The following is a 24,123-nucleotide window of genomic DNA, read 5'->3' on the forward strand; positions in this document are numbered from 1 at the left end:
GAAGTTTTAGTTTAGTTCAACACTAGGAAAAGTTAATGAGAAAGTCGTATGCTCTGCATCCTTAACATAAGAGATATGGCCACCATGATCATTCATGATCTCTTGGCAAATATTTAATCCTAGGCCAGTCCCCTTCTTTTCACCCTTCGTTGTATAAAAGCGGTTAAAGATCTTGCTCGCTAAATTAGGCTCAATTCCATGGCCACTATCGATGATATCAACATAGACTTTATGATTACTATCATCCAAATTAATTTCAATCCATTTATCTTTCAAATCAAGAATTGCATCATGAGCATTATTTAAAAGATTAATAAAAACTTGAATAATCTCGGATGAATTAACCATTACAATATCGTTATCAGAATCATTTGAGAAAACGATCTTTAAGTCTTCGTCAACAAGAGCAGTTTTAAAAAGAGCAATAGAGTCATGAATAAGAGACGAGAGACTTATAGATTCTCTTTTTGAACGATCATCTTGAGAATATATATGAAGGGAGCTAACAATATTTGCTATTCGATTCTTTTGTTCAGCTATTGAACGAACCTTCTCAAGGACTTGTTCAATCTTTAAGTCCTTGCCTCTCTTTTCTAGAGCTTGAGTTTGTAATTCAATAATTGCAAGTGGATTATTTACTTCATGTGCAATATTAGCGGCCATTTGACCAAGAGCTGTCCATTTAGACATTTTATCAATCGTTGCTTTTTGAATTTCAATTTCACGATTTCGTAGAACCTTTTCTGTAACATCAGAAGTACGATCAAGATAATAACAACCGAGTTGATTAAAATCATGAAATTCAACTGATGATTCTAGAATTAACTCATTACGAGGCTCATCATCAGAACTCACATCAATAGTAACAATATCAGTGATGACAACGCCTGGATTTTCTTTTGCTTTTTTATAACGCTTATAAAATTTTTCAAGAGCTTTTCCAGAAATAAGATCTGAGATATGTAGCCCTAAAACAGACTCGTCACGCCACTTTCCAAGAACTTTTGAAACGTAAACGATATAAAAGTCCTTATCAAATACTGTGAAAACATCAGAGCTTTGTTCAACCATTTCACGAATAAAGAAATTTGTAGAACTTGTAGTTAGATTGACTTCATGAGGTCGAATCCTCGATAATACATAGGTATCACCTTTATCATCCACAAATGAATTAAAGTCCACGTCCCAAGTGATTTTTTCTTTATTTAACCGATTCGTTAAAATAGCCTGCGTACATGAGGGTTCCCCATTTAAGGCCTTAGCAAAGCAGTCTTTAACTTTTTTGACTTCTGAATCAGCAAGGTGACCTTGATAATATTCATAGACAGTCATACCCACATAGTTTTCTGTGAAGCCAAAAAGATTGGTGGAAACAAAAACAAAACGAGCATCTTTATCGAATATAGCAATGCGAGAATTTTGATCTTCAAAATTTCCGTATTTTAATAATTCGATAAACTTCTCTAAGTTCATACTTCCCTAAGGTTTAACAATTAAATAAATTTCACTACACAGTAGTTCTTCTTGCCTTTTTTAAGGATAAGGCACGACTCACTAGCGAGATCATCTTTTGAGATTACGTGATCGATATCCTTATTCTTTACATTGTTAATGGCCACACCATTTTGGCCAACCATTTTTCTTGCCTCCCCCTTAGATTTAAAAAGAGGTGTTTGAGCAAGCATATCAAGATAAGAAAGCTCTCCTAATTGAGCTTTATCTAATTCTATTGAAGGTACATCATCAAAAATTCCAGCAAGTTCTTCATCAGTTGTATTTTCAATAACCTTACCAAAGAAGAATTCAGTGGCCCTTATGGCAGCCTCAAGCCCTTCTTTGCCATGAACGAGAGTAACTATTTCCTCGGCCAAGCGTTTCTGAGCAGCTCTTAAATGAGGCTCAGTTTCTACTAATTTTTCATATTCAGCAATTTCTTCAAGTGTTAAGAAAGTTAAAGTTTTAAGATACTTTATAACAAATGAGTCATCTGAATTAAGAAGAAATTGATACATCTTATATGGAGATGTCATTGATGGATCAAGATAGATTGCTCCACCTTCAGACTTTCCAAACTTCTTCCCATTTGAATCAGTAAGAAGAGGAATCGTCATACAAAAGGCAGGTTTAGAGTGCATCTTACGAGTAAGATCCATTCCTGCAACCATATTTCCCCACTGATCGGCACCGCCAATTTGAAGACTTACATCATATTCTTTATTAAGGTGAGCAAAGTCGTAACCTTGTATCATTTGATAAGTAAATTCTGTAAAACTAATACCAGCATCTGAATTAAGACGTGATTTTACTGAATCTTTTGAAAGCATTTCACCTATTCTAAAACGCTTTCCAACATCTCTTAGAAATTCAATAAGTGAAAACTTACCAATCCAATCGATATTATTAACCATGGTAGCGGCATTTTCACCACTAAAGTCTAAAAGCTTTTCAAGTTGTGCTTTTTGTCCCGCCAGGTTCTTATCAAGATCATCTTGGGTTTGAAGATTTCTCTCGTCGCTCTTTCCTGAAGGGTCTCCAATCATTCCAGTAGCACCACCAACAAGAACGTAAGGTTTATGTCCTTGTTTCTGCAGTCGCATCATTGTCACAACAGCAAAAAGATTTCCAAGTTGTAGGGACTTAGCTGTAGGATCATATCCACAGTAAAAAGATATTTTCTTTTCATTTAAGATTTCTTTTAATTCATCATGCGAGAATTGATTTACAATTCCTCTTGCTTCTAATTCTTCAAAAAAATTCATTAAGCTAATCTCTCTTTGATAATTTTAATTGGAGTCAGCGCCACGACAGTTTTTAAATCTGGCCCATGCGCTCGTCCAGTAAGACAAACACGTGTTCCCATAAATAGTGGCTTCCCTTTTATTTTTAATTCTTTCTTTAAGTAATTCATCCACTCACCGACTTGCTCTTCAGTTACGTTAGTTGTCTGATCAGCAAGCTGAGCCTTTAGGTATTCTTTAATTTGTGGAGTTGTCTCCCACCCCATGGCCTCGTTATATTGATCATCAGCTTCAACTGCTGCATCAAAGAAAATCGGCAGGTGTTCGTTAATATGACTAAAAAGTTGTACCTTTTCTTTCATAAGTCCTGCAAATTTGATCTTCCAAGCTTCATCTTGATTATGATACTCGCTTCCTTCAGGAATAAAACGATCAAAGCCAGCAGCAATATCCTTATCATCTAATTTTCTAAGCCACTGCTCGTTAAAGAAGTTTAGCTTTGCAATATCATACATCGCTGATGATTTGGAGAATCTCTCATATCCAAATTTATCTCCAAGCTCATTTACATCAAAGATATCTGTTTCATCTGGATGAGACCAACCGAGAAGACATAAGTAATTTGCAAGAGCAGCTGGTAAGTAGCCTTGATCTTTATACTGAGTAACAGAAGTGGCTCCGTGGCGTTTAGAAAGCTTTTGACGATCGTGACCAATTAAAAGTGAAACGTGACCAAAGCTTGGAGGAGTTACACCCATTGCATCGTAGATCATAAGCTGGCGACAAGTATTATTTAAATGCTCTTCTGCACGGAATACGTGAGTCATTTCCATCTTTGCATCATCAACAACACAACAGAAATTATAAACAGGCATTCCATTTGCTCTTAAAATAACAAAATCCCCTACCATATTTTCTGGAAATTTTACGTGTCCTTTAACAAGGTCAGTGAACTCCCAAGTCTTTCCAGGGTTTTTAAAACGAATCACATACTCTTCTCCAGCATCAATTCTCTTTTGAGCTTGCGCTGGATCAAGGTCGCGAAATTGACCGTGATAGGCATGTGGGTCTTTATTTTCACTTGTGGCCTTTTCAGTTAAGCGCTCAAGTTCAATACTTGTTAAAAAACATGGGTAAGCAAGTCCACGCTTAACGAAGTCCCAAGCAATATCTTTATAAATTTGTAATCTTTCTGATTGGCGATAAGGGCCAAAGTCCCCACCTTTATCAGGTCCTTCATCGTGTTCAATTCCCATCCACTTAAGATCAGCAATTTGTGCTTCTTCGTATTCACGCTTTGATCTCTCAAGATCAGTATCTTCAATTCTTAGAATATATTTACCACCATTTGCCTTAGCAAATAGGTAGCTATAAAGAGCAGTACGGGCCCCACCAATGTGAAGGTATCCAGTTGGAGATGGTGCAAAACGAACGCGAACAGTCATACAAATCCTTTTAAAAAAATAAATTAAACGTATATCAATGCATTATAGCGTTTTTGAATAGAAATGGCACTTTGAAAATAGGCAAAATACTTGATTTTAGAGGCTTTTTAGAATGGAATCCACATGATTAACGTTCTCGAGTCTCTTTGACATTGAGCGTGATACGATGCAATTCTCACCGTAGCATTTATTAGTGATCTTATGAAAACACATACTGAGCATTCTAAAATACTCGGGTGAGCCAACGAGAATCTTACCAGACTCATTCTTCTTCGTCGTAATCTTATTATTATAAAGCTTTAGACACTCATCAACACCGAAAGTAGTGTATTCGAGAAGATATTGTTTTCTAGCTTTAAGGTATTGCTGTTGCTTAATAGTAATATGCTTTTTCGCAATAACAGAAGATGAAAACAATAATTGACAGGTAAATAGAAAAATCATTAACTTATTCACTATAACCATTCTAACGATATTTAGATATCAAGCAAATAAAAAGTAAGTAAATGAGAAAAGAAATTGAGTTAAATTCAAATGGACTAGAAACACTTGAGGATTACCTATCTGAATGTGGCCGACTATTTAACTTCCCTTCTTTTTACCAAAATAATCTCGATGAACTCTATGAGTTTCTTCAAACATATACTGATAAAAATCTAAGTGTTTATTGGGCAAATGCAAAAGAGGCCCAATTAAAACTTGGAAATGATTTTGATCGATTAAAAGAAATATTTGAATTAGTTGCTTCCCAACATAGTGAGTTTAAATTCTATATTAACGAGTGATAAATGTACTTCGAGATGCCTTAACAGGTATTAAAATTTTATTTCCATCAATATATGTTCTTAAATAGCCTTTCGAATCACCAGAAGACAATCTTCCTTTATAATAATAAAGCCCATCGCGAATATGATGAAACTTAATAGCAAGACCTCTAAGAATCCCCTTACTTCCAACAAATATTGGGCCACTTGGTAAAGAGCCTTTTTCAAATTTTAAGTAGACCGCAAAGGTATTTATATCTTCGGCTTTATCAATTGAAACATATTGTTGTGAAAGAAACTCTTTTTCAAATATAGCTAGACTTGAATTTTTACAAAGTTCAGGTTTTTCTAAGCAAGTCTTTGTAACATAAGTGGTAGCAGGCGTTCGCGGAAGATTAAATCTTAAATGCACTCCGTGAATATTATAGTGCTTTGAAATATTATTTCCCAGAACGACATTAGGATTTGAACTATAAGGCGCTACTGCAAAATCACCCTCTACATCAAAGAGATTTGGAGCAAACAGTGCTGAGATTGAAATATAATTTAGATCTTTAAGATATGAAAGAAAGTCCTTATTATTAAATAACTCATAAGTTTGCATTACTTGCTTGGAGCCAATCCTCATATCTTTTAGCTCTTTTTTTCCAAGTATCGGCAAAATAAATGTTCCAAGACTGTAACCAAGATTTGCTATTTTAGCACCGTAATAAGGTGTCGCCATCGTCATAAGGCCATTTACACGAAATCTAATAGAATCATTATTATCTAGCATTCTCTTTAACCAATAAAGAGTTATCAGCCCTCCTTGAGAATGAGCAACAATTTTAATCTTACCTTCAGATAAGCTTTCTTGATGCATGAATTCATCAAAAGATTCAACAAAGTCATTTAAAGATAATCTATTATTTCCAGTATCATATTCAAAGAAGTGTGAACTTAAACATTCATCTTTATGAAATTTTTGTACATATTGGTCCCAGTAACCAAAGGCTCCTTTGTTACTGGCTATTCCATGAATGAAAACAATATTATTTTTGCTAGTGCCACATTCGGCACTAGCAGAGATAGAAAAAAGTAAAAAAAATAATATTAAAAAGTTTAAAGAACTTCTTTTCAATTACTCCATACCTTCTGGGTAAATCTGAATAGCATGATTAAGTGTCGTTTGTACCCAAGCAAACTCACGAGCAATTAAAGGTGCATTTAAATGCCCTTCTTCACCTTTTTGAGAGAAGTCATAATCATACTCTGGCATAGTGTCTGTTCCATAAATTGAATCTCTAACATAGAAGACACCTTTTTTTGCACAACCACCAACTTCTTCTAAGCGGTTCTTAACAGCGGCTTCTCTTCTTTTTGCCTTATCAGCATATCCAAGATACTTCTGACGCCATTTATCAGACTCTGTTGTTTGTGACTTCTCAATCCAGTAGTCATACTTTTCTTGCATACGTGTTATAAAAGAAGTTGTAAAAGGACATCCCTTTGTATCTGCATTGTCATTATAGCCGAAGATATAATTTGCATGCCAAAAGCCTTTATGATTGTAGATGACAAGAACAGGTGCATTTCTTTTATGAAGAGCATTCTTGATTCTTTCAACGATATCTTTTGGCGCCTTACCTACGGCCCACTGGTCACGTTCAGCATCTGCAAATAGCACTTCCCTTTTAAACTTTGGAAGCTTAAATACATTTACATCTTTTGAGATTTCATCTGTTAAATTAATCCAATTATATGATGTACCATAGCTCGCATCTTCATCTTCTTTATCAGTAACAACGCGTTTACCATCAACTCTTTTATAGTAACCCTTAGTAAAACGGTAATCTTTATTACTAAAGAAGATTGAACTTTTGTTAATTCGGCGAATATTATCAGTTCTCCAATTATCAATTTCTTCCTGATTTGTTTTTTCAGTCTTTAAAGACATGTAGTAACGTTCAGCAAAGTCCACCTTACGAGATCCAGTTAAGTTATTTAATCTGTTATACCACCACTCGACGACACCAGTATGTGACATATAAAGACATGAACCAGCATCTTCTTGATCAGGTGCCGCTACAACATATTTCATTAGATCGTTGAATCCACCAGATGTAATATCATCATTTGAGCTTGCTAACTCTAGTGACATAGGATTAATGACTCCAACGTAGTCTTTTTCTTGTTGAGTTCTTTCAATTTGATTTTGATTAAGGTCTGAAATCTCGGCCATTGCAGTGGTAGCAACTAGACATGCCGATAGAAGTGAAATCAATTTAAACATTTATCCCTCTTTAAACTTTTATTTTCCAATATTTTGCGTGTGTGAAGAAAAATGCTAGCAAAATTGAAACACAATCACAAAAATTTAAGAGGGTTAATGCAGTGAGAAATTTTCAAGTATCTAAAATTACGATAGGTAGATGACAACACCTGCGCCTACAACTGTCATGGCCACTAAGATCCATGTATTCATTTTAGAACTTTTATTCGCTTTATTAGATTCTTTATTCATTACGTACTTTTTCTTACGCTTATTCTTTTGAGACTTACCCATGAGAACTCTCCACATCCTTGAGAAATTTATATTGAATATATATTTTAAACTAAAATTCTTGTCGATGATAGACCAAGCGCTTCACTCGGTTTTAAACATCTATTTGCTAGTATTTTCTACCCATAATATGAGCAGTTAAATCACTAAAATAACTATGATATTATAGAGTTATGACAGGAAGAAAACTACTTGATCAAATCATTATTGCCCTAACTCTACTGACGACAATTGCGACAGTTGGAGTCTTTGTTTATACCAATGTGATCTATAAAAAAGAACTTCCTAGTAATCAGAAAGAATTAACGTCACTAAAGGAAGACTTTGGCGAGTTAAACTTCCCTTCAACATATGTTCTCGACAAGATAACTCTCAATTTAGAATCTGCCACTCGAAGACTTAGATTCCTAGATGTACAAATTAATCTTGTACTCTTTAATCAAGATGACAGTGAAATTCTTGATCAATATAAGCCTCAAATCTACGATATCGTAATTGATGTTGCTGCGGCCATCTCTCCAGAAGAGCTCAACTCTCTATCAGGAAAACTCATTTTTGAAAGTCGAATTAAAAAAAGAATTAATGAGCTAGTGAAAAAACGAGTTGTAAAAGAAGTCTTCTACTCTAAATTTGTCGTACAATAAGATTTTTAAATGAATAGGCCCGCGAGGGAACACGGGCCTTAGACAACAACACTTTAAAGGAATTTAAAAAGGGAATTTTAAATTACTCGCAAGACCCTTCTTTTACGAAGATGGCCTTTGCTCTATATAATTCACAAGAATTTGAATAATTAATTAGCATATCACCGTCAATACCACTTACTGCACCACAAACTGGTGAGAAGATCTCTGGGCAAAACTGTGTCTCTTCTGGTTGATCAACCCAATTTTTACAGTTAAGAACTGCTTCTAATCGATATTTTCCAAGAGACTCTTCTTTAAGTGCGAATTCACCGTTTTCACAACTTTGTGCTTCAAAGTACTCATTAACAAGTTTAACTTCTTCATTTTCCTCAGTGATAATCACTTTGAAAATTCTTCCAGTAAAAGACTGAGAATCAATTAAGTCACCGTTAAGAATAATCTCTTTTGCACTGATGTTTGTTGCAACAACTGCTAGTAGAATAATTGAAATTAATTTGCTCATAACGTTCTCCCTAAAAAAGAATCTAAGTCTTATCTTGTTTGTGAGAGAGTTATAGATCAGAATATAAATTAGTAAAAATTATATATACTAATCAATATCCATAATTATATGTTATAGTTCATACAAAGAATTAATAATAAGTAGCTGAAATTATGAATATTGATCATATTTCCATTCCGACACTAAGAGTCTTTCTTGAGGTTTATCAAACCCAGAATATGTCTCAGACGGCAAAAAACCTTGCCATGACTCAACCAGGAGTCTCTCAACATATAAAATCTCTTGAAGGCTTACTTCAAATAAGTCTCTTTGATCGGATAAATAAAAAGGTTCTTCCCACAGAACAGGCTCACCTACTCTTTGAAAATTGCAAGAGAGCACTTCAAGGGCTAGAGGATGCATTAAGCGAAGTTTCAGCAAAGAAGAATAAGCTTAAGGGTATCTTAAATATTGGTCTTCCAATTGAGTTTGGAAATAACAGGGTTCTACCAATTATAGGCCAGTGGTTAAAACTGCACCCAGAAGTCTCTATTCGTATTAATTACGATCACGCTGCAAGACAAAGTCAGCTGCTATTAAATGGTGGACTCGACTTCGCTATTACCGATAGCTTTAATTTTCCTAAACAAATTGCAACGAAGAATCTTTCTTCAGAAAAGCTCATTCTTTGCTGTTCTCATGACTATGCAAAAGAGCATAGATTAACTAGTGAGACTAAGTTTAAAAAAACGGATAATCTTGATTTTATCGCCTATCTAGAAGGTGCTCCAGTAATTACAAGTTGGTTTAAGTATCACTTTAAAAAGAGTTTTCAAACTGAAGCAAAAGCACAATTAATGGATGTTCAAGGTGTTCTAAGGCTCACCTTAGCAGGTGTTGGTATCTCAGTATTACCTTTGCACGTTCTTGAAAGATCTGATAACTCAAAGAAGTTATTACAATTTAATGGTACGAAAGATCATATGATTAACGAGTTAAATCTCGCTTATCTGAATGCTAGAAAAATGGGGCCAGTGGCCTTGAGTCTATTTGAATATCTGACAGAAAATATTTAAATAAAAAAGGCCACCTATAAGGTGGCCTTCATATATGAAAATGAATTGAAAATTACTTTTTCATTCCTGGAGCTTGTGACTCATCAGTAGTTGTCACGTTAGCTTCATCATCACCTAGAGAGCTTAAAAACTCATCTACTTGTGCTTGTGTTACTTTACCTTCAGCAATAAGCTTATCTCTTAATCTTAGGTCTAGAATTTTTTCTTCTAAAGCTCTTGAAAGTCTCATGGATTTTCCTTATGTAAAATTGAGTTATAAACGTAATAATGTAGCTTTATATCATGTGTTACAAGCTTTGCAAAGTCTAAAGTAATCAATAACTTGCTGGATATTTGAGCTTATTGCCAATAACGCGGCTCATCTGGATTTGGCTTTTCTTCATCATCCACTAATCTGAGATGGCCCTTGCGCTTCTTCTTTACCTTGCCTTGCTTCTTCTTAAGATTACCAACTTGATCTCTAAGATAAAAACCAAGTCCTCTCATACCAAAAACAAATGCTGCACCAAAGATCATTGAAGCAATATTTCCAAATGCCTGAGCTCCTCCAGGAGAGAAGAAACCTTGATAAACATTCATCCCGGCCAGGATTAAACAAAAGTATTTGGCCTTAACTGGGATAATCATAAAGAATTGAAAAATTCGATCTGGGTAGATCACGGCATAACTCACACACATAGCAGACGATAAAAAGGCCATACCATGAAATGGATAATTTAATGAAGCACCACCCATAAAGATTGCAAATAACGAGTAGGCAAAAGCATTTACAAATGTTGCAATTAATAGATAGTGAATATAGCGTCGTGATCCCCAGCGCGCTTCAAGATCACTACCAAGAAACCAAAATAAAAGCCCAGTGAAGACAACGTTAAAAAGACCTGTACTCACAAGAGGATAAGTCACCATCTTATAAATTAAACCAGATTTTAAACTTGCTACATCAAGGCCAAGAATGGCCACAAGGGAAATATCAAAAGCCTTTGCAAAAACGGCCCCTAAGACAAATGAAACCACTAAAATACCAATGAGATATTTATTAACTTTCGTTAGCGGTGGTAAGTACATTTGTTGCATTATTTCTCCTTACATTTTTTGAGCAATTTCAATTAAAACACCACCTGTAGACTTTGGATGAATAAAGTTTACTAAGCAATTATTCGCCCCTTGGCGTGGTGTCTCATATAATAAATTATAACCTAGATCGCGAAGCTCTTGGGACTTTTTTGTCACATCAGGAACACGGTAACACATATGGTGAATCCCTGGACCTTTCTTCTCAAGATACTTAGCAATTGGCCCTTTTCCATCAATTGGCTCTAGCAATTCAACATGAGCATTTTCATCAATATGAGCAAATGAAGTTGTTACTTGTTGATCTTCGACAACTTCTCGGTGGTTAAAAGTTAAACCTAAGTCACGATATATTTTTTCTGCATTATCAAGATTCTCTACTGCAATAGCAATATGATCAAGGAAACAATCTTTATTAAACATAATCTTCTCCACTTAATTTTTAAGCATTATAAGAAAGTCACTCCCCCTTAGCAAGCTGACTATAAATCACTTAAATTAAATGGTGGATTATCAAGAACATTATCCCCTGCACAATCGGCCGGTGTTGTTGGAGCGGCCGGTTCTTGAGGCGTTACAGGAGGTTTACAATATCCTGAAACACAATCCCCAAATGTAGGCACTGAATAACAACGCTTAGCACATGTCAGTGAATTATTCGGATCATTGATGCGAATTAAGTAACATTGACGAACGTATTCAATTCGACAAAATTCCTTCGACACACATGATTGATTTGGAACTTTTGAACAAAGAACTTGTTCAAAGTCATTATTTACGTGATCTTGGCATGTATTAGTTGAACCGTTACAACACAGAGATGAACAGTCAAAGTCTGAGTTACAACTTTCACCAGTCGGTTGGTTTCCTGTTGAATCGTAATCATCACTACACTGACCGACAATCGATCTTGAATAACAACGATTATTAAAACAACACTCTCCAGAGCCACATTCACGGTTTCCATTACAAGACTTTAGAGAATTGTAATCATAACCATCTTGAGCTCCTAGGCCCGATTTTAGAAGTTGAAGTTTAATATCTTTTGTAACTGCAATTTGAACCTCTGAACCATTCTCCATTGTGAAAAGTTCAATTGTTCCAGTTACATTACAACTTGAAATTGTCTCACCAGTTGTCGCATTATAATTTTTGGCACGAATATTACAACCATCCATATACTTTGTATCACCTGCTGAGTTAAGTGTTTGAACTGAGCGATTAGAAAATGGTGAATCTGATCCTAAGTATTGAATCCCCGTTGTTTGATAATTAATCTTTCCGGCCCTTGGAAACATATATGACTGCATACCTGCTGCCACATTAGAAAATGAACTTGCTCCGGCCAAAGGTGCTTTAAAAACACCACTAGGTACAGATCCTTGTTGATAAATTGCGGCGCCTTTAATCTCCCATTCATCTTCATTGAAGATACGATATGGACCACGATACTCATATTGATTTCCACCAAGAGTTAAAGTCGTACCAATATTTGCGGGATGATTTACACCAAATAAGCTTTGAAACATCGAACTGTCATTACGATCAGGAAGACACTTTAAAAGATTATTTGATAGAGGCTCACCTGAAAGTAAATTTCCATCAATATCAATTTGTTCATAAGTTGGAATATTAGTTCTCTCTACAATTTCTCCATCGACATTTTCTTCACGCCAAAGAGTTTGATCACCAACACCAGCATATGCATAGAGACAAACATCCCCTGCTTGATCACAATATGGATGGCTAATAGAAGGTGTAAAAGTAGGATCATCTTCTAAACGAAGGCCGCGACAGTAAAGTCCAGCATTTGTTGGATCAGTTATAACATCCTCAGCTGTATCACTATCGTAGTCATTATAGTCAAAGAGACTATATAGAAGACGAATATCAGAAAATTTTCTAGCTGCCATATCAAAAGTAATGACATTAATAGTAGAATATTGAGTGATCCCTTCCCCAGGAACTTGACCAACAACACCATCTAATTCAATTGGTGTGCGCTCACGTCCAAAGTAGAAGCGACCTTTAATAACACGATTTTTAAGTGAAGAAATATTTAGCCCTGTAAGATGAAGCTTTCCTCTAAAGTCCTTTGGTATTGAAACTTTCTTTTTAAAAGAGCCTGTATTTGGATCAATAATTTGCGTAATCTCAACGGCCGTATCTTCAGGAATATTTGTGATGACCTCAGTATCTCCATCAGTGGCATTATTTCCACCAGAAGACCCATTATTGCCACTTCCATCACCTATTGAATCAGTTGGTGAGTCAAGACTCGCTCTTCTTGAACGAGGCTGCTCCATGCATGAAGCAAAGAGAGTAAGCATTAATAGAAATGTAATCGTTTTTTTCATCATCACTTTGGCCTTAAGTACCTTTTGTAAGTTGATAGTCTTCCCTCAACTTATCGAGTTAACTGACAATTAAGTTAACCCTAAGTAAATATTAACCTTTAACGTGAAAAAACTGCCTAAATTCAGTTAACCTACTGAAATTACGAATTGTAACGTAGAAGCCCCTGCCAACGAGAGCAGGCGTCGAAAAACACTAATATTCAGATACTTATGCTTTATTGAAGAGGGCGACAACAAGGCCGGCCATAACATCTTGAACAAGAGTCAAAATCAGACAAGAAATGTAGAGAATTCCCATTGGAATTCCTGTTCCTGGAGCATAATTTGTAACGATAGTGCCAACACCAGAGATAATCATCGTCAGAACAAAGTAAATTGCGTACGTACCACCAAGACTTGATACCTTTGTCTTTGTGATCTTAAAATTCGATTCACCTTCTTGATCAAAGAGAATCGCAACCATTGGCAGGGCCATGTAGAAATACATGACATAAAGGCCGGGAATAACAAACAGAGCAAAACCTAAAACAGTTAATAAGCTCATTAAAAAACCAAAGAAGACATATGTCGGTATATCCCATAAGACTTTCTTAATCTTAAAGTCTAGGCCATTGAGAGCAAAGAAGAAGAAATTCAAAATTAAAACAGATTGAAAAACAGCACCGAGAACATTGACGATGGCCGCTTCAATGATCTTCATATCAGTTGCCATATCCCCTAGGTTAGCATTGTATATAGCATATGCTTTTAAAAGAAATGAGAAGACAAAGAGAATAGAATAAGGGCCAAGACGCTCTTTCATTATACTAATAGCATCATACATTGCTTCAATGATTCCATATTGGCTTGATGTTACTGTTACTGTTTCTATTTCTGAGTTATCTTGCATATCCATTGCATACTCCAAATGCTTCTTTATTCGTCGTCTATATATTCAAACGTACGTTTTGCGTGATTCTTTCTCACACCAGGGACTTTAAATAATTGTCCATGAAAAGAGATATAAATGCCAGCATCTACTATTTTAGCAGCATAAAGACTTTCTGTAACATTTTGAAAGGCATCACTATCAACAAAGCCCATCGGCTTCATTGCACCGGTAAAAATAATTGGAACATTTAGCTCTTTTGCTCCGTCTAATGCTTCATAAACGAACTTTGCAGACTTTGCCATGGTATCTGTACCATGAAGGATTATAAGAGGAATATTTTTCTCGAGTTGAGACTTAATCGTTTTTAGAAGAACTTGGCGATCGTAATCGGTAAAATAAAGAGAGTCTTTATTGATGATATTCATGATGTGAAGCTTCGTATATGGAAGCCTAAGGCGATCGATAATAGTTTGTCGAATGAATGAATCACGATTCTTAAGTGAGCCATCACTTTCACTATATGATTTCTCAATGGTACCACCAGTTGAAATCAGCTGAATATTTTGAACATGGTTATCCATGAACTACCCTTTTTAAAGAATTCTAATAATGAACTTAGTTATACATTGTTTTATCAGTGATTTTAAGATCTTATGTAATTTTTTTGGCCAATACCCTTGACGCCTATAAAAAGCATACCATGTTATAGCTGTAAGACACTTATCTATTTGATTATTAATATAAGGAGTACAGATGACTAACCGCACAGGACAAATTTCCGTAGCTACAAGTGACATTTTCCCAATTATCAAAAAATGGCTTTACTCTGAGCATGATATCTTCATTCGTGAGCTCATTGCCAATGGAAGTGACGCCATTACAAAGCGTGCTGAACTTGGCCGCCAAAAAGGATTAGAAGTTCCAACAGGAAAGATAGCAGTTGCTGTTGATAAAGAAGCAAAGACGATTACTGTTACTGATAATGGGATCGGAATGACTGAAGAAGAAGTTGAAAAGTACATTGCTCAACTTGCCTTCTCAGGTGCAGAAGAATTTATCAAAAAAATGGAAGATGCTGGTGGTGAATCAAATAAAGACATCATTGGAAAGTTTGGACTTGGGTTCTACTCGGCATTTATGGTTGCAGGAAAAGTTGAAGTTGACTCTCTATCAATGAATGAAGGTGCAACGGCAACGAAATGGACTTGTGAAGGAGACACAGAATATACTTTCTCAGACTCTGATAAGAAAGAAGTTGGGACAACAATCACTCTTCACATCAATGAAGACTCAGAGGAATTCTTAAATAAGTGGAAACTAAATGAAACTCTTTCTAATCACTGTGATTTCATGCCATATGAAATCTCTCTTCGTGACGTAAACGAAAAGATTGAAGACGGCGAAGACAAAGGTAAAGATGTTGAGCCAATTATCGTAAATGATACTAATCCAATTTGGAAGCGTGATCCAAAAGAATTAACAGATGAAGACTATAAAGGTCTTTACCGTAAACTCTTTCCATTGGACGGCGAGCCACTTTTTTGGATTCACCTAAACGTTGATCACCCATTTACTTTAAATGGTATTTTATTCTTCCCAAAATATAATCCAATGAAGCCAGTTGGTGATAAGAATATTCGCCTTTACTGCCGTCAGGTATTTGTATCTGATAACGTAAAGAATATCATCCCTGAATTCCTAGGACTTCTTAAAGGAGCTATTGACTCACACGATATCCCACTTAACGTTTCACGTTCATCTCTTCAAGGTGATCCAAACGTAAGAAAGATTTCAAATTACATTGTGAAAAAAGTTGCGGAGGCCCTAAAAGTACTAAATAAGAAAGACCGTGAAAAGTACGAGAGCATCTGGGAAGATATCGGACTCTTCGTTAAGTACGGATGTGTTTCTGATGAGAAGTTTGACAAGATCATGCGTGAGCGTGCCCTATTTAAAACAAATGAAGGCAAGTTTGTTACTCTTAATGAGTATCTTGAATCTGTTCCAGCTGACTATGCTGAAAAGATGAAAGGAAAAGTACTCTACTTTGAAAAAGAGAATGCTAATCAATCATTACTAGCACAGCTTAAGGAAGTTGGATTAACTGCACTTGAAACAGATAATCATATTGATCCACACTTTATTCAACACTCAGAAATGAAGAAATTCAAAAAAGGTGAAGAAGAAGTTGAGATCAAATTTGTAAGTGTTGATAGTGAAATTGAAAACCTACTTGCAAGTGAAGCAACTTCTGAAGACGATATTAAAGTTAAAGAGATGTTTGCGAAATTCCTTGATATCAAACTTGAAGAAAAAGAAGGTGAAGCACCAAGTGATCGTGGCCTTGAGATTGGTCGCATTGCAAGTGCCACAACTCCAGCTTATTTCAAGGTTGATGAATCAATGAAGCGCTTTGCTCAAATGACTCAGTCAATGGGTGGAGGACAACAATTCCCAATCAAGAAAACACTCGTTGTTAATGCAACAAACCCACTTGTTCAAAGTGCGTATAAACTTCACACAAGTGGTAAGAATGAAGAACTTGCTAAGAAGTTATGTGTTCACGTACAAGACCTTGCAGGTATCTCAAGTGAGGGCCTAAAACCAGAAGAGCGTGATTCATTTGTAAAACGATCACAAGACCTCATTAGTGAACTATCAAGTCAACTAAGTCAGTAAATGTCGACTAAGGCTTTTGCCTAAAATCGATAGGCATACCTTCCTGGAAATAAAAAAGGCCAGCTTCATAGCTGGCCTTTTTAATTCTTTTTTGAGACTAAAATGTCATCTGGAGTTGCAAATAAATTGAAATCTGGGCCAAAGCTTGTACCTCCTTCAAAGTAGCTTATTCTTAAATCATCTGAAATGACATATGCCGAGCCAAGTAGAAACTTTTTACCATCATTATCTTCTTCAACTCCAAGAAAAATAATATCTGCTTTTTTATCACCATTTAAATCTAAAGAACTAGTTATCTTTAAATTGTCCATATTAGGAGATCGATTGCAGAAGTCTCCCCCTAAATAGCTTATATTATCTGTATAGCCAGAGACTGGGTCCATAGCAGTTGTTGCAACTAGTTTTAAAATATTATTTCTTTTGAGGAAGTTTGCTTTAAATCCAACAATTCTCTTTACAGTTTTATTTCCATTTTTATTCAAGACTTCTCTTTGGACTAATATATTAAAATACTTAGTCCCAGAAAGATCGAGTTTGTATGATTCAATAACCTTTAAATCAAATTCCTTAAAGAAGTGGGTCTTGTAGTCTGAGCTCAGAAGAGGATAATTTTTAATAATGTTTTTAATCGAATTCTTCTCATCCTCAGAAATCGATATTTTTTCGTGTAAATGGTACTCTGATAAATATTTTACATCCTTTGTCTTCTTATCATATCGAACATAAGAGCTAATAGGTGCATTCTCATTTTTTAAACAATTTCCGATTCGCCATTTATTATTTTTACTCTTCTTAACCTCACAAGTTTCATTTTTATATGTGAGGGTCTTGATATCACTATTTGCAAGTCTTGATTTATGGATAATAATACCTCTTTTCAAAGCCTCTATATCAACCTTTTTACTTTTAAGACCGAACCAATCAAACGTCACTTCACCAAATTGATTTCTTATAGTACCTAAATTCATATTTTTAACTACAGTAATAGCTCCACCTTTTATATGGCCATTAACATGAAATCCAAAATGACCATGACCACTTCCACGACATCCAGAAAATTTAACTTTATTCGCATAACTATGAAGGGGTATTACTAAACATATATAAAAGATGATTTTAAAATGGATCACAAAAGCCTCCCGGTGAATCTGGAATTGGAAAGTAGACGAGTGTTTTAGGAAAACTTTCTTTAGATGTATTCTCTCCTAACAAACTACATACATTAATGTTAGAGGCTGACTTACTTCCATCCTTATTCTTAATAACTATAGCTGGCGAAAATTCGTCAAGAGTAAGCCAAGCATCAAAATGTAATTCTTTAGATGAGAAGTCATAAGACATTTGGTTTCTTTTCAAATACGTTACATTAACAAACTTCTTATCTTCAACTTTGATTATCTTAAAGCTAGGATAAGAACCTGTTTCATTATCAGGTTCACTCAATGTACGACATTCTCCAATAACATCATTTAAGAAAGGTTCTAAAAGTTTATCGCCATCCTTTCTCTTATAAAGAGTTCCACCATTTTGAAACTTTCCACAGAGAATATATTCTTTTCCAATCTCAAAAGTGGGATATCTTTTTTCTGTCGAGAAACCAGAAATAGATATGATAAATAACAAAAAGTACTTGATATGCTCCCCCATGATAAAGATATTATATTTACGATTATAGGTGAACATTGAATTTAAATACACAATAAGAATTACTTACCTACAAAAAAAGGCCAGCTTCATAGCTGGCCTTTTTATATATCCCTTTTATTTCTAATTATTAAAAAGCTGCGTTCTTCTCATCGAACTTTCTTGCAAATGTTTCAATTGAGACAACATTTGTTTTCTCATCCATACCATCAGCATGATTGAATCCAACATTTTTGTTATGTGCGCTCAGTTTATTTCCATTTGTATGAGAGCGTTTTTCGTATGTACGAGAGTTCTCTTCTCTTTCAAGCTCTTCTTTACATGCAATACAACAAGTTGCAATTGGACGAGCGTGTAATCTTCTCATTGAGATATTCTCACCACACTCTTCACATTCACCAAAGGTTCCTGCTGCGATTTTATCAAGTGCGCGGTTTACTTTATTTAGAAGAAATTTATCCCTTCCCATTAGTTTTAATTTTAGTTGAGCATCTCTCTCATTAGAAGTTTGGTCGATGATGTCACCACTGGCCTGATTAGTTAAAACTTGCTCGACACTTCCTGTTGAATTGACCAGTTGATTTTTAAGATTAATAAAAAGATTTTTGAAATGTTCTTTTTGTTCAATGTTCATAGTATCTCCATCCAATCTAAAAATAAGTAGTCCATCACGTCTTAACTAAAGCTTTCTTCCTGAGAACTTTAGAGAGATTCCTTTCTCTGCCAATGTATAATGCAACGGCCATGCCAAGTTTTTGTCTTAGTAATCTAGAAATTTAGTCATATTTATGTAAGATTTGGTGTCATTCTGGCGTATTTGGGCCTGATTCGCCCCTGTCATAACGCACCACTGAGGTGCCATGCTCCTTTTGTTTCGCACTTGCTAAATAATAAAATCAGTTAATTAAGCAACTTCTATTTAGCAAGTGCGAAACAAAAGGAGCATGGCACCGGATTAGACGGTTTTATCGTCTTTGGAGATAATAAGGCGCTCATCATCGATCATTTGAGTGAATACGGCCATAACATCACGATGGGCCTCAAAAGCATGAGTTTTTGGGACCTTCTTATCAATGTAGAATTCAACATCTTGGCGAATACTCTTTGGCAGCTTAGCAAGAATTGCGCTACGAACCTCTTCATCTTCCACCTTAAGAGCATTTCCAAAACTTTCAGTTTTAACTTCTCTTAGAAATTCACTTAGCATTTTTGGAGTTATATAAAGAAGATCTTTAAGACGATACATATTGGCCTTAAGTTTTTGGGCCAATTGAGCATCCATTCGAGAAAGGTTACCTATAAGAGTATCCTTTTCTTCCTTATTCATTAAAGAGATGGCCTCAAGAATTGACTTAAATCCACTCTCCTTCTTATTCGACATAAGGATTATCCTTCATAAGATGGTTCTTAACGTAATCTTCAACACCCTCGTCTACAATGCGAAAGTCGAAGTTAGGAAGAATTCCTCTAAACTTCTCCATATCAGCTTGAGTATAGTATTGGTATTGCTTACGTAGGTGCATAGGCATATCGATGAATTCGACTTTTGGTTCTAGGCCCATTGCCTTGAATGTTGCATTGACAAGATTTAAGAAACTATCGGCCCTTCCAGTTCCAATATTATAAATTCCAGAGTGCTTGGCCATTTCTTTATCTGATAATTCAATCATAGCATCGACAACATCTTTGACATAAACGAAGTCACGAAGTTGTTTACCATCTTCATAGCCATCTTTATGAGACTTAAATAGTTTTACCTGGCCTGTCTCATTTATTTGTCCAAATGCCTTGTGAACTAGAGAGCGCATTTCTTCTTTATGATATTCATTAGGGCCATATACATTAAAGAACTTTAAACCAAACCAGTGCTTTGGCTTAGTCTCCTGCTTTAAGGCCCATTCATCAAATAGCTGCTTTGAATAACCATAAGGATTTAGTGGCCTAAGCTTACCAATTTCTTCCTCATTATCTTCATAACCAAGTTCACCATCACCATAAGTGGCAGCGCTTGAAGCGTAGATAAATGGGATTCCTAGATCACTGGCCAATTCAAAATAGTACTTTGAATGGCCAACATTATTAACCATAAGATAGTCCATATCCATCTCAGTCGTCGATGAGCATGCTCCCATGTGATAAATGAAAGAAATCGACTTATGTACTTCTTCTAAAGCGATATCAAAGAATTCATCGGCATGGAAATACTCAGCGTACTTAAGTCCCCTTAAGTTCTTCCACTTATCTTTGTGATCAAAACGATCAACAATAATAATATCCTCACGGCCTTTTTCATTTAGTTTGGCAACTAAGACACTTCCAATAAATCCGGCACCACCTGTAACTAAGATCATGCCTCACCTTCTTTAGTTTCTAATCTGGCCAACCCAGTAATGCTTATCCCACACATAGTAAGAAGTGCGAGTAATTTATAGCTATCAAGTTTTACATAGAGGTTATGATAAATTCTAAGTTTTTCTTCAAGAACTTGATATTCTTCATCAGTGTGAGTGTAATTAGATTTAGCAATATTTGTATCTCTGATACCAGGAGATAATGTCGTCGTATAAACAATTGCTAGAACTAAAGTTGAAGCCGCCAGAACTTTAAGAAGTATCGTTGCTTTTGATCCTTTCTTCTTATAAAGAATTGTAAAAAAGATAAGAGCAATGGCAAAGATCATCTCGATTATATTAAATGATGTAAATATAATCCCACCTAGCGTTCCCGCTTCTTTAAGAGAGCTCACATTTCGAAAAATATTTGGAGCGGCGATAAAGTCAATAAATGCTGTGGCAAAAAACCATGCTAAGCAAATACCAAAAATTAAACTTAATAAGACGTGTTTCTTTTTCATTAATGATTTCATAGAGAAATCATACCGATTATTTCATGTGATGACGAGCAAGATATGGGTGCACGATTAACGCAACGGCCAAAATCCCCGCTTCAAAGAGAACAACAAGCGGTGCCCATAATCCCATCATAGTTATAACATCTGGAGGAGTTAGCATTGCTGAGACAAGAGCAAAGCCAACATAGACATAGCGTCGCATCTTTGCCAAAGATTGCTTTGTTACAATTCCCATAAAGCCTAGAATAAGCATTACGTTTGGAAGTTGAAATATAAGACCTAAGAACACTAATACCTTACTAGAAAGGACCAGATAGTCTTTAAGAGCAATTGTTGCTTCAACATTTTGAACACCAAAGCTCATGAGAGTTTGGAAAGTTAAAGGAAAAACAATGAAGTAACCAAAAGATACACCAAGTGCAAAAAGAAAGAGACCAATAACGATAAAGGGCTTTACGGCCTTTTTCTCATGGTCATAAAGACCTGGCGCTATAAATTTCCAAACTTGATAGAACCAAAGTGGGCATGAAAGAATCACACTTGAATAGAAAGCAACTTGAAATTGAGAAAGAACTTTATCAAGAAGGCCTAGATAGACAACCTTTCCACCAGTGTCACCACCTAAAGCTTCTCTTAGGGGTGCTAGTAGGATTTCTTGAATTAAGTCTCCATAGGCATAACAAGCGACAAAGGCGGCCATAATAATAATTAATATCTTTACCAATGCGCTACGTAATTCTTCTAAATGGTCGATCAAACCCATTTCTTTCAAAACTTACCCTAGTTTTTAATTTAGTCTTAAAGTAAAATAATTATACTGTATTAATTTAACATAACAAACGCGAATGAAATACTTTTTAATTATCACTCTATTTTTCATATTTATGCCAGCACAAGCAAGTGCTCAGACAATTCTTCTTTGCCTTGGTAAAGAAGAAAGCTTCTATGCAAAGAAACACTACACTGGCCCAAAGTATCATCTAAATCAAATTATGATTAATGAGATTTCATCTGTTGGTAATCCAGAGTTAGCAGCAGGAAATTACAAGAAATATTGTACCCATCCAGAACAGAGCCCTTCTTTAAAACTTTTAAAAGCAATGACTTTAGGGAAGAAAGGACTTTTTAACTTTAAAGAAGATGAGGGTGATGCAGGCGTGCAATTTGCCATGGTAACCTATGATGAATTTAGAAAGAAATCCATCAAAGTTCTTATGCAATATATGTCAAAGATTCAAATGCAAGCAGCAAGCGCTGATTGCCTGACAAAGAATATTCCAGGCCTTACTCAATTCTATTCTCGGTTTCGCTATTTGGAAGAAGAGATTGATTCAATTGCATTAAAAGGTTCAAAAGAAGACCTTCTACGTCTTTATGACTCACTTGAAAATATAGATCAGATCTTAAAGAAGTGCCAAAAGAAGCAAGCGAAAGCAGTTAAATAAAAAATAAACTAATCGTCTTATCTTTTTGGGCCAAGAAGTCTTTTAATTTTAAAGATGATTCACTTTCCTCATCTCCAACAACATAGAGATGATTTCCAACTAATCCTTCGACATCAATATCATTTAACTTATCCGTAAAAGGAAAGAGATCTTCTCTAAGAAAATCAACGGGCCTCTTTCCTGCTACTTTTTCTTTTTTCATATTTAAAAAAGTAACTTCTGGAATTTTACGTTCGCTGCCTTGTCCTTTAAGCATTGGCCTAATATCAACAGCACAACTACCACAACCTCCACCTGCTTTCGTTAAGTTTGTGATAGTGAGTAAATCCTTTGCACCATTAGATATTAAGTTTTGTACTTCATTACGGGTAATTCCAAAACAGCGACAAAGAATTTCACTTGTATCAATAACAAGCCCTTGATTTGGATTAAAGTACATTAGAACTTCTTTATAGAAATCAAATAATTCGACTTTAAATCTCTCATCATTTTGAAGGTAGCTTAGGATAACTTCGCTTAGGGAAGATTTATTTTGTTGGACACTAGATAAGAGATCACCAAGATAATTCTTGAGTTCATCATTTTCGGTATCAATAAAGAATTCGCGAACCTGATTAAATTTCGAAAACCTTAATTCAATTAAGCAAGGCCTTTTAGTTCTTAAATCAGGTGCTATAAGTGAAGTATTCATTTATTAAGGATGAACCTCATCACTTCTTAATGTTAAGACTTCAAAACCAGAATCTGTAACTAAAATTGTATGTTCAAATTGTGCCGATAATTTCTTATCACGTGTGATTACAGTCCAGCCATCTTTGAGAGTTTTACAGTCTTTAACACCCATATTAATCATAGGCTCAATTGTAAAAGTCATCCCCGGCTTCATCTCTGCGCCCTTTCCACGTTTCCCAACGTGAACAACTTGAGGGTCTTCGTGGAATTCTCTACCGATTCCATGGCCACAATAATCTTCAACTACCGAATAACCGTGATCGTGAGCAATTTCCATAATGGCCGCACCGATGTCACCAATATGGCCACCTGGGCGAACTTGCTTAATTCCTTCAATTGTACATTGGTATGTAATATCAACTAGCTTCTTAGCTTCTTCACTTACATTACCTACAAGGAATGTTTTATTTGTGTCACCGTGAAACTTATTTAAATACGTTGTTACATCAATATTTAAAATATCACCGTCTTTTAATACATCTTTCTTATTTGGGATTCCATGACAGATAACTTCATTAAGAGAAGTACAAACAGACTTTGGAAACCCGTGGTAATTTAATGGAGATGGGTACGCTCCATTCTTTATAATATATTCATGACAAAGATCATTTAACTCTTCAGTACTTACACCAGGTTTAATAAATTGTTCGATATATTCTAAAGTCGAAGAAGCTAGTTTCGACGTTGCTCTCATAAGCTCAATTTCACGCTTTGATTTAATTGAAATCATTATTTATCCTCTATTGTAAGTCCTTAAATATACATCCTTTTAACATA

28 protein-coding genes are annotated in these 24,123 nt (G+C 35.3%); 5 read left to right on the forward strand and 23 right to left on the reverse strand.

The genetic code is table 11. The features are described from left to right. Nucleotides 1–6: 6 nt before the first annotated feature. From ACN5L8_RS03000 to ACN5L8_RS03015, 4 genes are all read right to left on the reverse strand, one after another. Nucleotides 7–1,473 (reverse strand): ATP-binding protein, encoded by a 1,467-nt coding sequence (locus ACN5L8_RS03000; protein WP_419172260.1) that lies wholly within the window; start codon nt 1,471–1,473, stop codon nt 7–9. A gap of 20 nt (nt 1,474–1,493) precedes the next feature. Then, complete coding sequence (gene tyrS, locus ACN5L8_RS03005; RefSeq protein WP_419172261.1) at nt 1,494–2,759, reverse strand: tyrosine--tRNA ligase; 1,266 nt, start codon at nt 2,757–2,759, stop codon at nt 1,494–1,496. After that, nucleotides 2,759–4,183 (reverse strand): glutamate--tRNA ligase, encoded by a 1,425-nt coding sequence (gltX, locus tag ACN5L8_RS03010; protein WP_419172262.1) that lies wholly within the window; start codon nt 4,181–4,183, stop codon nt 2,759–2,761. The genes tyrS and gltX overlap by 1 nt, the downstream gene beginning before the upstream one ends. A 96-nt stretch (nt 4,184–4,279) precedes the next feature. Then, entirely contained in the window at nt 4,280–4,639 is a 360-nt protein-coding gene (locus ACN5L8_RS03015) for a hypothetical protein (RefSeq protein WP_419172263.1), read from the reverse strand. 50 nt (nt 4,640–4,689) lie between these two features. Here ACN5L8_RS03015 and ACN5L8_RS03020 point away from each other — a divergent pair, with 50 nt between their 5' ends. Further along, nucleotides 4,690–4,968 (forward strand): barstar family protein, encoded by a 279-nt coding sequence (locus tag ACN5L8_RS03020; RefSeq protein WP_115363276.1) that lies wholly within the window; start codon nt 4,690–4,692, stop codon nt 4,966–4,968. Here the strand turns inward: ACN5L8_RS03020 and ACN5L8_RS03025 are convergent. The 3 genes from ACN5L8_RS03025 to ACN5L8_RS03035 form a co-directional block, all read right to left on the reverse strand. After that, entirely contained in the window at nt 4,958–6,067 is a 1,110-nt protein-coding gene (locus ACN5L8_RS03025) for a lipase family alpha/beta hydrolase (protein ID WP_419172264.1), read from the reverse strand. The genes ACN5L8_RS03020 and ACN5L8_RS03025 overlap by 11 nt on opposite strands. Next, complete coding sequence (locus ACN5L8_RS03030; protein ID WP_419172265.1) at nt 6,068–7,219, reverse strand: hypothetical protein; 1,152 nt, start codon at nt 7,217–7,219, stop codon at nt 6,068–6,070. Between the two features lie 126 nt (nt 7,220–7,345). Then, nucleotides 7,346–7,492, reverse strand: coding sequence for a hypothetical protein (locus tag ACN5L8_RS03035; protein WP_158536911.1), 147 nt, complete (start codon nt 7,490–7,492; stop codon nt 7,346–7,348). A gap of 170 nt (nt 7,493–7,662) precedes the next feature. Here ACN5L8_RS03035 and ACN5L8_RS03040 point away from each other — a divergent pair, with 170 nt between their 5' ends. Then, complete coding sequence (locus ACN5L8_RS03040) at nt 7,663–8,133, forward strand: flagellar basal body-associated FliL family protein (RefSeq protein ID WP_115363282.1); 471 nt, start codon at nt 7,663–7,665, stop codon at nt 8,131–8,133. Between the two features lie 82 nt (nt 8,134–8,215). On the opposite strand, the gene ACN5L8_RS03045 is transcribed toward ACN5L8_RS03040, so the two are convergent. Then, nucleotides 8,216–8,638: a Kazal-type serine protease inhibitor family protein gene (locus ACN5L8_RS03045; RefSeq protein ID WP_115363284.1), complete on the reverse strand. Its 423-nt coding sequence runs from the start codon at nt 8,636–8,638 to the stop codon at nt 8,216–8,218. 152 nt (nt 8,639–8,790) lie between these two features. Between ACN5L8_RS03045 and ACN5L8_RS03050 the strand changes: the two genes are divergently transcribed. After that, on the forward strand, nt 8,791–9,693 hold the full coding sequence (locus tag ACN5L8_RS03050; protein WP_120404998.1) for a LysR family transcriptional regulator: 903 nt from the start codon (nt 8,791–8,793) through the stop codon (nt 9,691–9,693). Nucleotides 9,694–9,745: 52 nt separating this feature from the next. On the opposite strand, the gene ACN5L8_RS03055 is transcribed toward ACN5L8_RS03050, so the two are convergent. From ACN5L8_RS03055 to ACN5L8_RS03080, 6 genes are all read right to left on the reverse strand, one after another. Continuing rightward, nucleotides 9,746–9,922: a hypothetical protein gene (locus tag ACN5L8_RS03055; RefSeq protein WP_162929634.1), complete on the reverse strand. Its 177-nt coding sequence runs from the start codon at nt 9,920–9,922 to the stop codon at nt 9,746–9,748. Between the two features lie 110 nt (nt 9,923–10,032). Then, on the reverse strand, nt 10,033–10,770 hold the full coding sequence (locus tag ACN5L8_RS03060) for a rhomboid family intramembrane serine protease (protein ID WP_115363288.1): 738 nt from the start codon (nt 10,768–10,770) through the stop codon (nt 10,033–10,035). 9 nt (nt 10,771–10,779) lie between these two features. Continuing rightward, a complete protein-coding gene (mce, locus tag ACN5L8_RS03065) occupies nt 10,780–11,190 on the reverse strand; it encodes a methylmalonyl-CoA epimerase (protein WP_115363290.1) in 411 nt (136 codons plus the stop codon). 59 nt (nt 11,191–11,249) lie between these two features. Continuing rightward, nucleotides 11,250–13,127 carry a hypothetical protein gene (locus ACN5L8_RS03070; RefSeq protein WP_115363292.1) on the reverse strand — a complete coding sequence of 626 codons (1,878 nt, stop codon included), beginning with the start codon at nt 13,125–13,127 and terminating at the stop codon, nt 11,250–11,252. Between the two features lie 205 nt (nt 13,128–13,332). Continuing rightward, the gene (locus tag ACN5L8_RS03075) at nt 13,333–14,019 is read right to left on the reverse strand and encodes a hypothetical protein (RefSeq protein WP_419172266.1); all 687 of its coding nucleotides are present in this window, start codon (nt 14,017–14,019) and stop codon (nt 13,333–13,335) included. A gap of 20 nt (nt 14,020–14,039) precedes the next feature. After that, entirely contained in the window at nt 14,040–14,576 is a 537-nt protein-coding gene (locus ACN5L8_RS03080) for an asparaginase domain-containing protein (protein WP_120405001.1), read from the reverse strand. A 172-nt stretch (nt 14,577–14,748) separates the two neighbouring features. On the opposite strand from ACN5L8_RS03080, the gene htpG reads away from it, so the two are divergent. Next, on the forward strand, nt 14,749–16,674 hold the full coding sequence (gene htpG / locus ACN5L8_RS03085) for a molecular chaperone HtpG (RefSeq protein ID WP_419172267.1): 1,926 nt from the start codon (nt 14,749–14,751) through the stop codon (nt 16,672–16,674). 80 nt (nt 16,675–16,754) lie between these two features. Here htpG and ACN5L8_RS03090 read toward each other — a convergent pair whose 3' ends face one another. The 7 genes from ACN5L8_RS03090 to tatC all read right to left on the reverse strand — a co-directional run bounded on the left by ACN5L8_RS03090 (nt 16,755) and on the right by tatC (nt 21,932). Continuing rightward, nucleotides 16,755–17,804 (reverse strand): hypothetical protein, encoded by a 1,050-nt coding sequence (locus ACN5L8_RS03090; protein WP_419172268.1) that lies wholly within the window; start codon nt 17,802–17,804, stop codon nt 16,755–16,757. After that, entirely contained in the window at nt 17,791–18,357 is a 567-nt protein-coding gene (locus tag ACN5L8_RS03095; protein ID WP_419168367.1) for a hypothetical protein, read from the reverse strand. Before ACN5L8_RS03095 ends, ACN5L8_RS03090 begins: the two co-directional genes overlap by 14 nt. A gap of 91 nt (nt 18,358–18,448) precedes the next feature. After that, a complete protein-coding gene (locus ACN5L8_RS03100; RefSeq protein WP_419172269.1) occupies nt 18,449–18,952 on the reverse strand; it encodes a TraR/DksA family transcriptional regulator in 504 nt (167 codons plus the stop codon). A 321-nt stretch (nt 18,953–19,273) separates the two neighbouring features. Next, entirely contained in the window at nt 19,274–19,699 is a 426-nt protein-coding gene (locus ACN5L8_RS03105) for a FliG C-terminal domain-containing protein (protein WP_419172270.1), read from the reverse strand. Continuing rightward, a complete protein-coding gene (gene rfaD / locus ACN5L8_RS03110; RefSeq protein WP_419172271.1) occupies nt 19,689–20,669 on the reverse strand; it encodes an ADP-glyceromanno-heptose 6-epimerase in 981 nt (326 codons plus the stop codon). The genes ACN5L8_RS03105 and rfaD overlap by 11 nt, the downstream gene beginning before the upstream one ends. Continuing rightward, nucleotides 20,666–21,184, reverse strand: a complete 519-nt coding sequence (locus tag ACN5L8_RS03115) for a hypothetical protein (RefSeq protein WP_419172272.1) — start codon at nt 21,182–21,184, stop codon at nt 20,666–20,668. The genes rfaD and ACN5L8_RS03115 overlap by 4 nt, the downstream gene beginning before the upstream one ends. Nucleotides 21,185–21,200: 16 nt before the next feature. After that, complete coding sequence (gene tatC, locus ACN5L8_RS03120) at nt 21,201–21,932, reverse strand: twin-arginine translocase subunit TatC (protein WP_233500283.1); 732 nt, start codon at nt 21,930–21,932, stop codon at nt 21,201–21,203. 82 nt (nt 21,933–22,014) lie between these two features. Here tatC and ACN5L8_RS03125 point away from each other — a divergent pair, with 82 nt between their 5' ends. Continuing rightward, on the forward strand, nt 22,015–22,614 hold the full coding sequence (locus ACN5L8_RS03125) for a hypothetical protein (protein ID WP_419172273.1): 600 nt from the start codon (nt 22,015–22,017) through the stop codon (nt 22,612–22,614). Here the strand turns inward: ACN5L8_RS03125 and ACN5L8_RS03130 are convergent. Together ACN5L8_RS03130 and map are read right to left on the reverse strand one after the other, a co-directional pair. Next, entirely contained in the window at nt 22,607–23,305 is a 699-nt protein-coding gene (locus ACN5L8_RS03130; protein ID WP_419172274.1) for a (2Fe-2S)-binding protein, read from the reverse strand. The two genes, ACN5L8_RS03125 and ACN5L8_RS03130, sit on opposite strands and share 8 nt — an antisense overlap. Before the next feature lie 3 nt (nt 23,306–23,308). Beyond that, nucleotides 23,309–24,079, reverse strand: a complete 771-nt coding sequence (gene map, locus ACN5L8_RS03135) for a type I methionyl aminopeptidase (RefSeq protein ID WP_115363315.1) — start codon at nt 24,077–24,079, stop codon at nt 23,309–23,311. Nucleotides 24,080–24,123: the final 44 nt, after the last annotated feature.

The sequence above is a fragment of the Halobacteriovorax sp. genome (assembly GCF_048381875.1).
In the GTDB taxonomy this organism is placed as follows: Bacteria; Bdellovibrionota; Bacteriovoracia; order Bacteriovoracales; family Bacteriovoracaceae; genus Halobacteriovorax_A; species Halobacteriovorax_A vibrionivorans.

What these genes read in the sequence shown, in the direction of transcription:
- tatC (WP_233500283.1), bottom strand. Translation starts at nt 21,932, where the DNA reads ATGGGTTTGATCGACCATTTAGAAGAATTACGTAGCGCATTGGTAAAG.
- ACN5L8_RS03070 (WP_115363292.1), bottom strand. Translation starts at nt 13,127, where the DNA reads ATGATGAAAAAAACGATTACATTTCTATTAATGCTTACTCTCTTTGCT.
- ACN5L8_RS03105 (WP_419172270.1), bottom strand. Translation starts at nt 19,699, where the DNA reads ATGTCGAATAAGAAGGAGAGTGGATTTAAGTCAATTCTTGAGGCCATC.
- ACN5L8_RS03125 (WP_419172273.1), top strand. Translation starts at nt 22,015, where the DNA reads ATGAAATACTTTTTAATTATCACTCTATTTTTCATATTTATGCCAGCA.
- ACN5L8_RS03080 (WP_120405001.1), bottom strand. Translation starts at nt 14,576, where the DNA reads ATGGATAACCATGTTCAAAATATTCAGCTGATTTCAACTGGTGGTACC.
- gltX (WP_419172262.1), bottom strand. Translation starts at nt 4,183, where the DNA reads ATGACTGTTCGCGTTCGTTTTGCACCATCTCCAACTGGATACCTTCAC.
- ACN5L8_RS03040 (WP_115363282.1), top strand. Translation starts at nt 7,663, where the DNA reads ATGACAGGAAGAAAACTACTTGATCAAATCATTATTGCCCTAACTCTA.
- ACN5L8_RS03050 (WP_120404998.1), top strand. Translation starts at nt 8,791, where the DNA reads ATGAATATTGATCATATTTCCATTCCGACACTAAGAGTCTTTCTTGAG.
- ACN5L8_RS03095 (WP_419168367.1), bottom strand. Translation starts at nt 18,357, where the DNA reads ATGTTCACCTATAATCGTAAATATAATATCTTTATCATGGGGGAGCAT.
- ACN5L8_RS03100 (WP_419172269.1), bottom strand. Translation starts at nt 18,952, where the DNA reads ATGAACATTGAACAAAAAGAACATTTCAAAAATCTTTTTATTAATCTT.
- tyrS (WP_419172261.1), bottom strand. Translation starts at nt 2,759, where the DNA reads ATGAATTTTTTTGAAGAATTAGAAGCAAGAGGAATTGTAAATCAATTC.
- ACN5L8_RS03130 (WP_419172274.1), bottom strand. Translation starts at nt 23,305, where the DNA reads ATGAATACTTCACTTATAGCACCTGATTTAAGAACTAAAAGGCCTTGC.
- mce (WP_115363290.1), bottom strand. Translation starts at nt 11,190, where the DNA reads ATGTTTAATAAAGATTGTTTCCTTGATCATATTGCTATTGCAGTAGAG.
- ACN5L8_RS03045 (WP_115363284.1), bottom strand. Translation starts at nt 8,638, where the DNA reads ATGAGCAAATTAATTTCAATTATTCTACTAGCAGTTGTTGCAACAAAC.
- ACN5L8_RS03055 (WP_162929634.1), bottom strand. Translation starts at nt 9,922, where the DNA reads ATGAGACTTTCAAGAGCTTTAGAAGAAAAAATTCTAGACCTAAGATTA.
- ACN5L8_RS03075 (WP_419172266.1), bottom strand. Translation starts at nt 14,019, where the DNA reads ATGGATATGCAAGATAACTCAGAAATAGAAACAGTAACAGTAACATCA.
- ACN5L8_RS03115 (WP_419172272.1), bottom strand. Translation starts at nt 21,184, where the DNA reads ATGAAATCATTAATGAAAAAGAAACACGTCTTATTAAGTTTAATTTTT.
- ACN5L8_RS03020 (WP_115363276.1), top strand. Translation starts at nt 4,690, where the DNA reads ATGAGAAAAGAAATTGAGTTAAATTCAAATGGACTAGAAACACTTGAG.
- ACN5L8_RS03060 (WP_115363288.1), bottom strand. Translation starts at nt 10,770, where the DNA reads ATGCAACAAATGTACTTACCACCGCTAACGAAAGTTAATAAATATCTC.
- ACN5L8_RS03035 (WP_158536911.1), bottom strand. Translation starts at nt 7,492, where the DNA reads ATGGGTAAGTCTCAAAAGAATAAGCGTAAGAAAAAGTACGTAATGAAT.
- rfaD (WP_419172271.1), bottom strand. Translation starts at nt 20,669, where the DNA reads ATGATCTTAGTTACAGGTGGTGCCGGATTTATTGGAAGTGTCTTAGTT.
- ACN5L8_RS03030 (WP_419172265.1), bottom strand. Translation starts at nt 7,219, where the DNA reads ATGTTTAAATTGATTTCACTTCTATCGGCATGTCTAGTTGCTACCACT.
- ACN5L8_RS03000 (WP_419172260.1), bottom strand. Translation starts at nt 1,473, where the DNA reads ATGAACTTAGAGAAGTTTATCGAATTATTAAAATACGGAAATTTTGAA.
- htpG (WP_419172267.1), top strand. Translation starts at nt 14,749, where the DNA reads ATGACTAACCGCACAGGACAAATTTCCGTAGCTACAAGTGACATTTTC.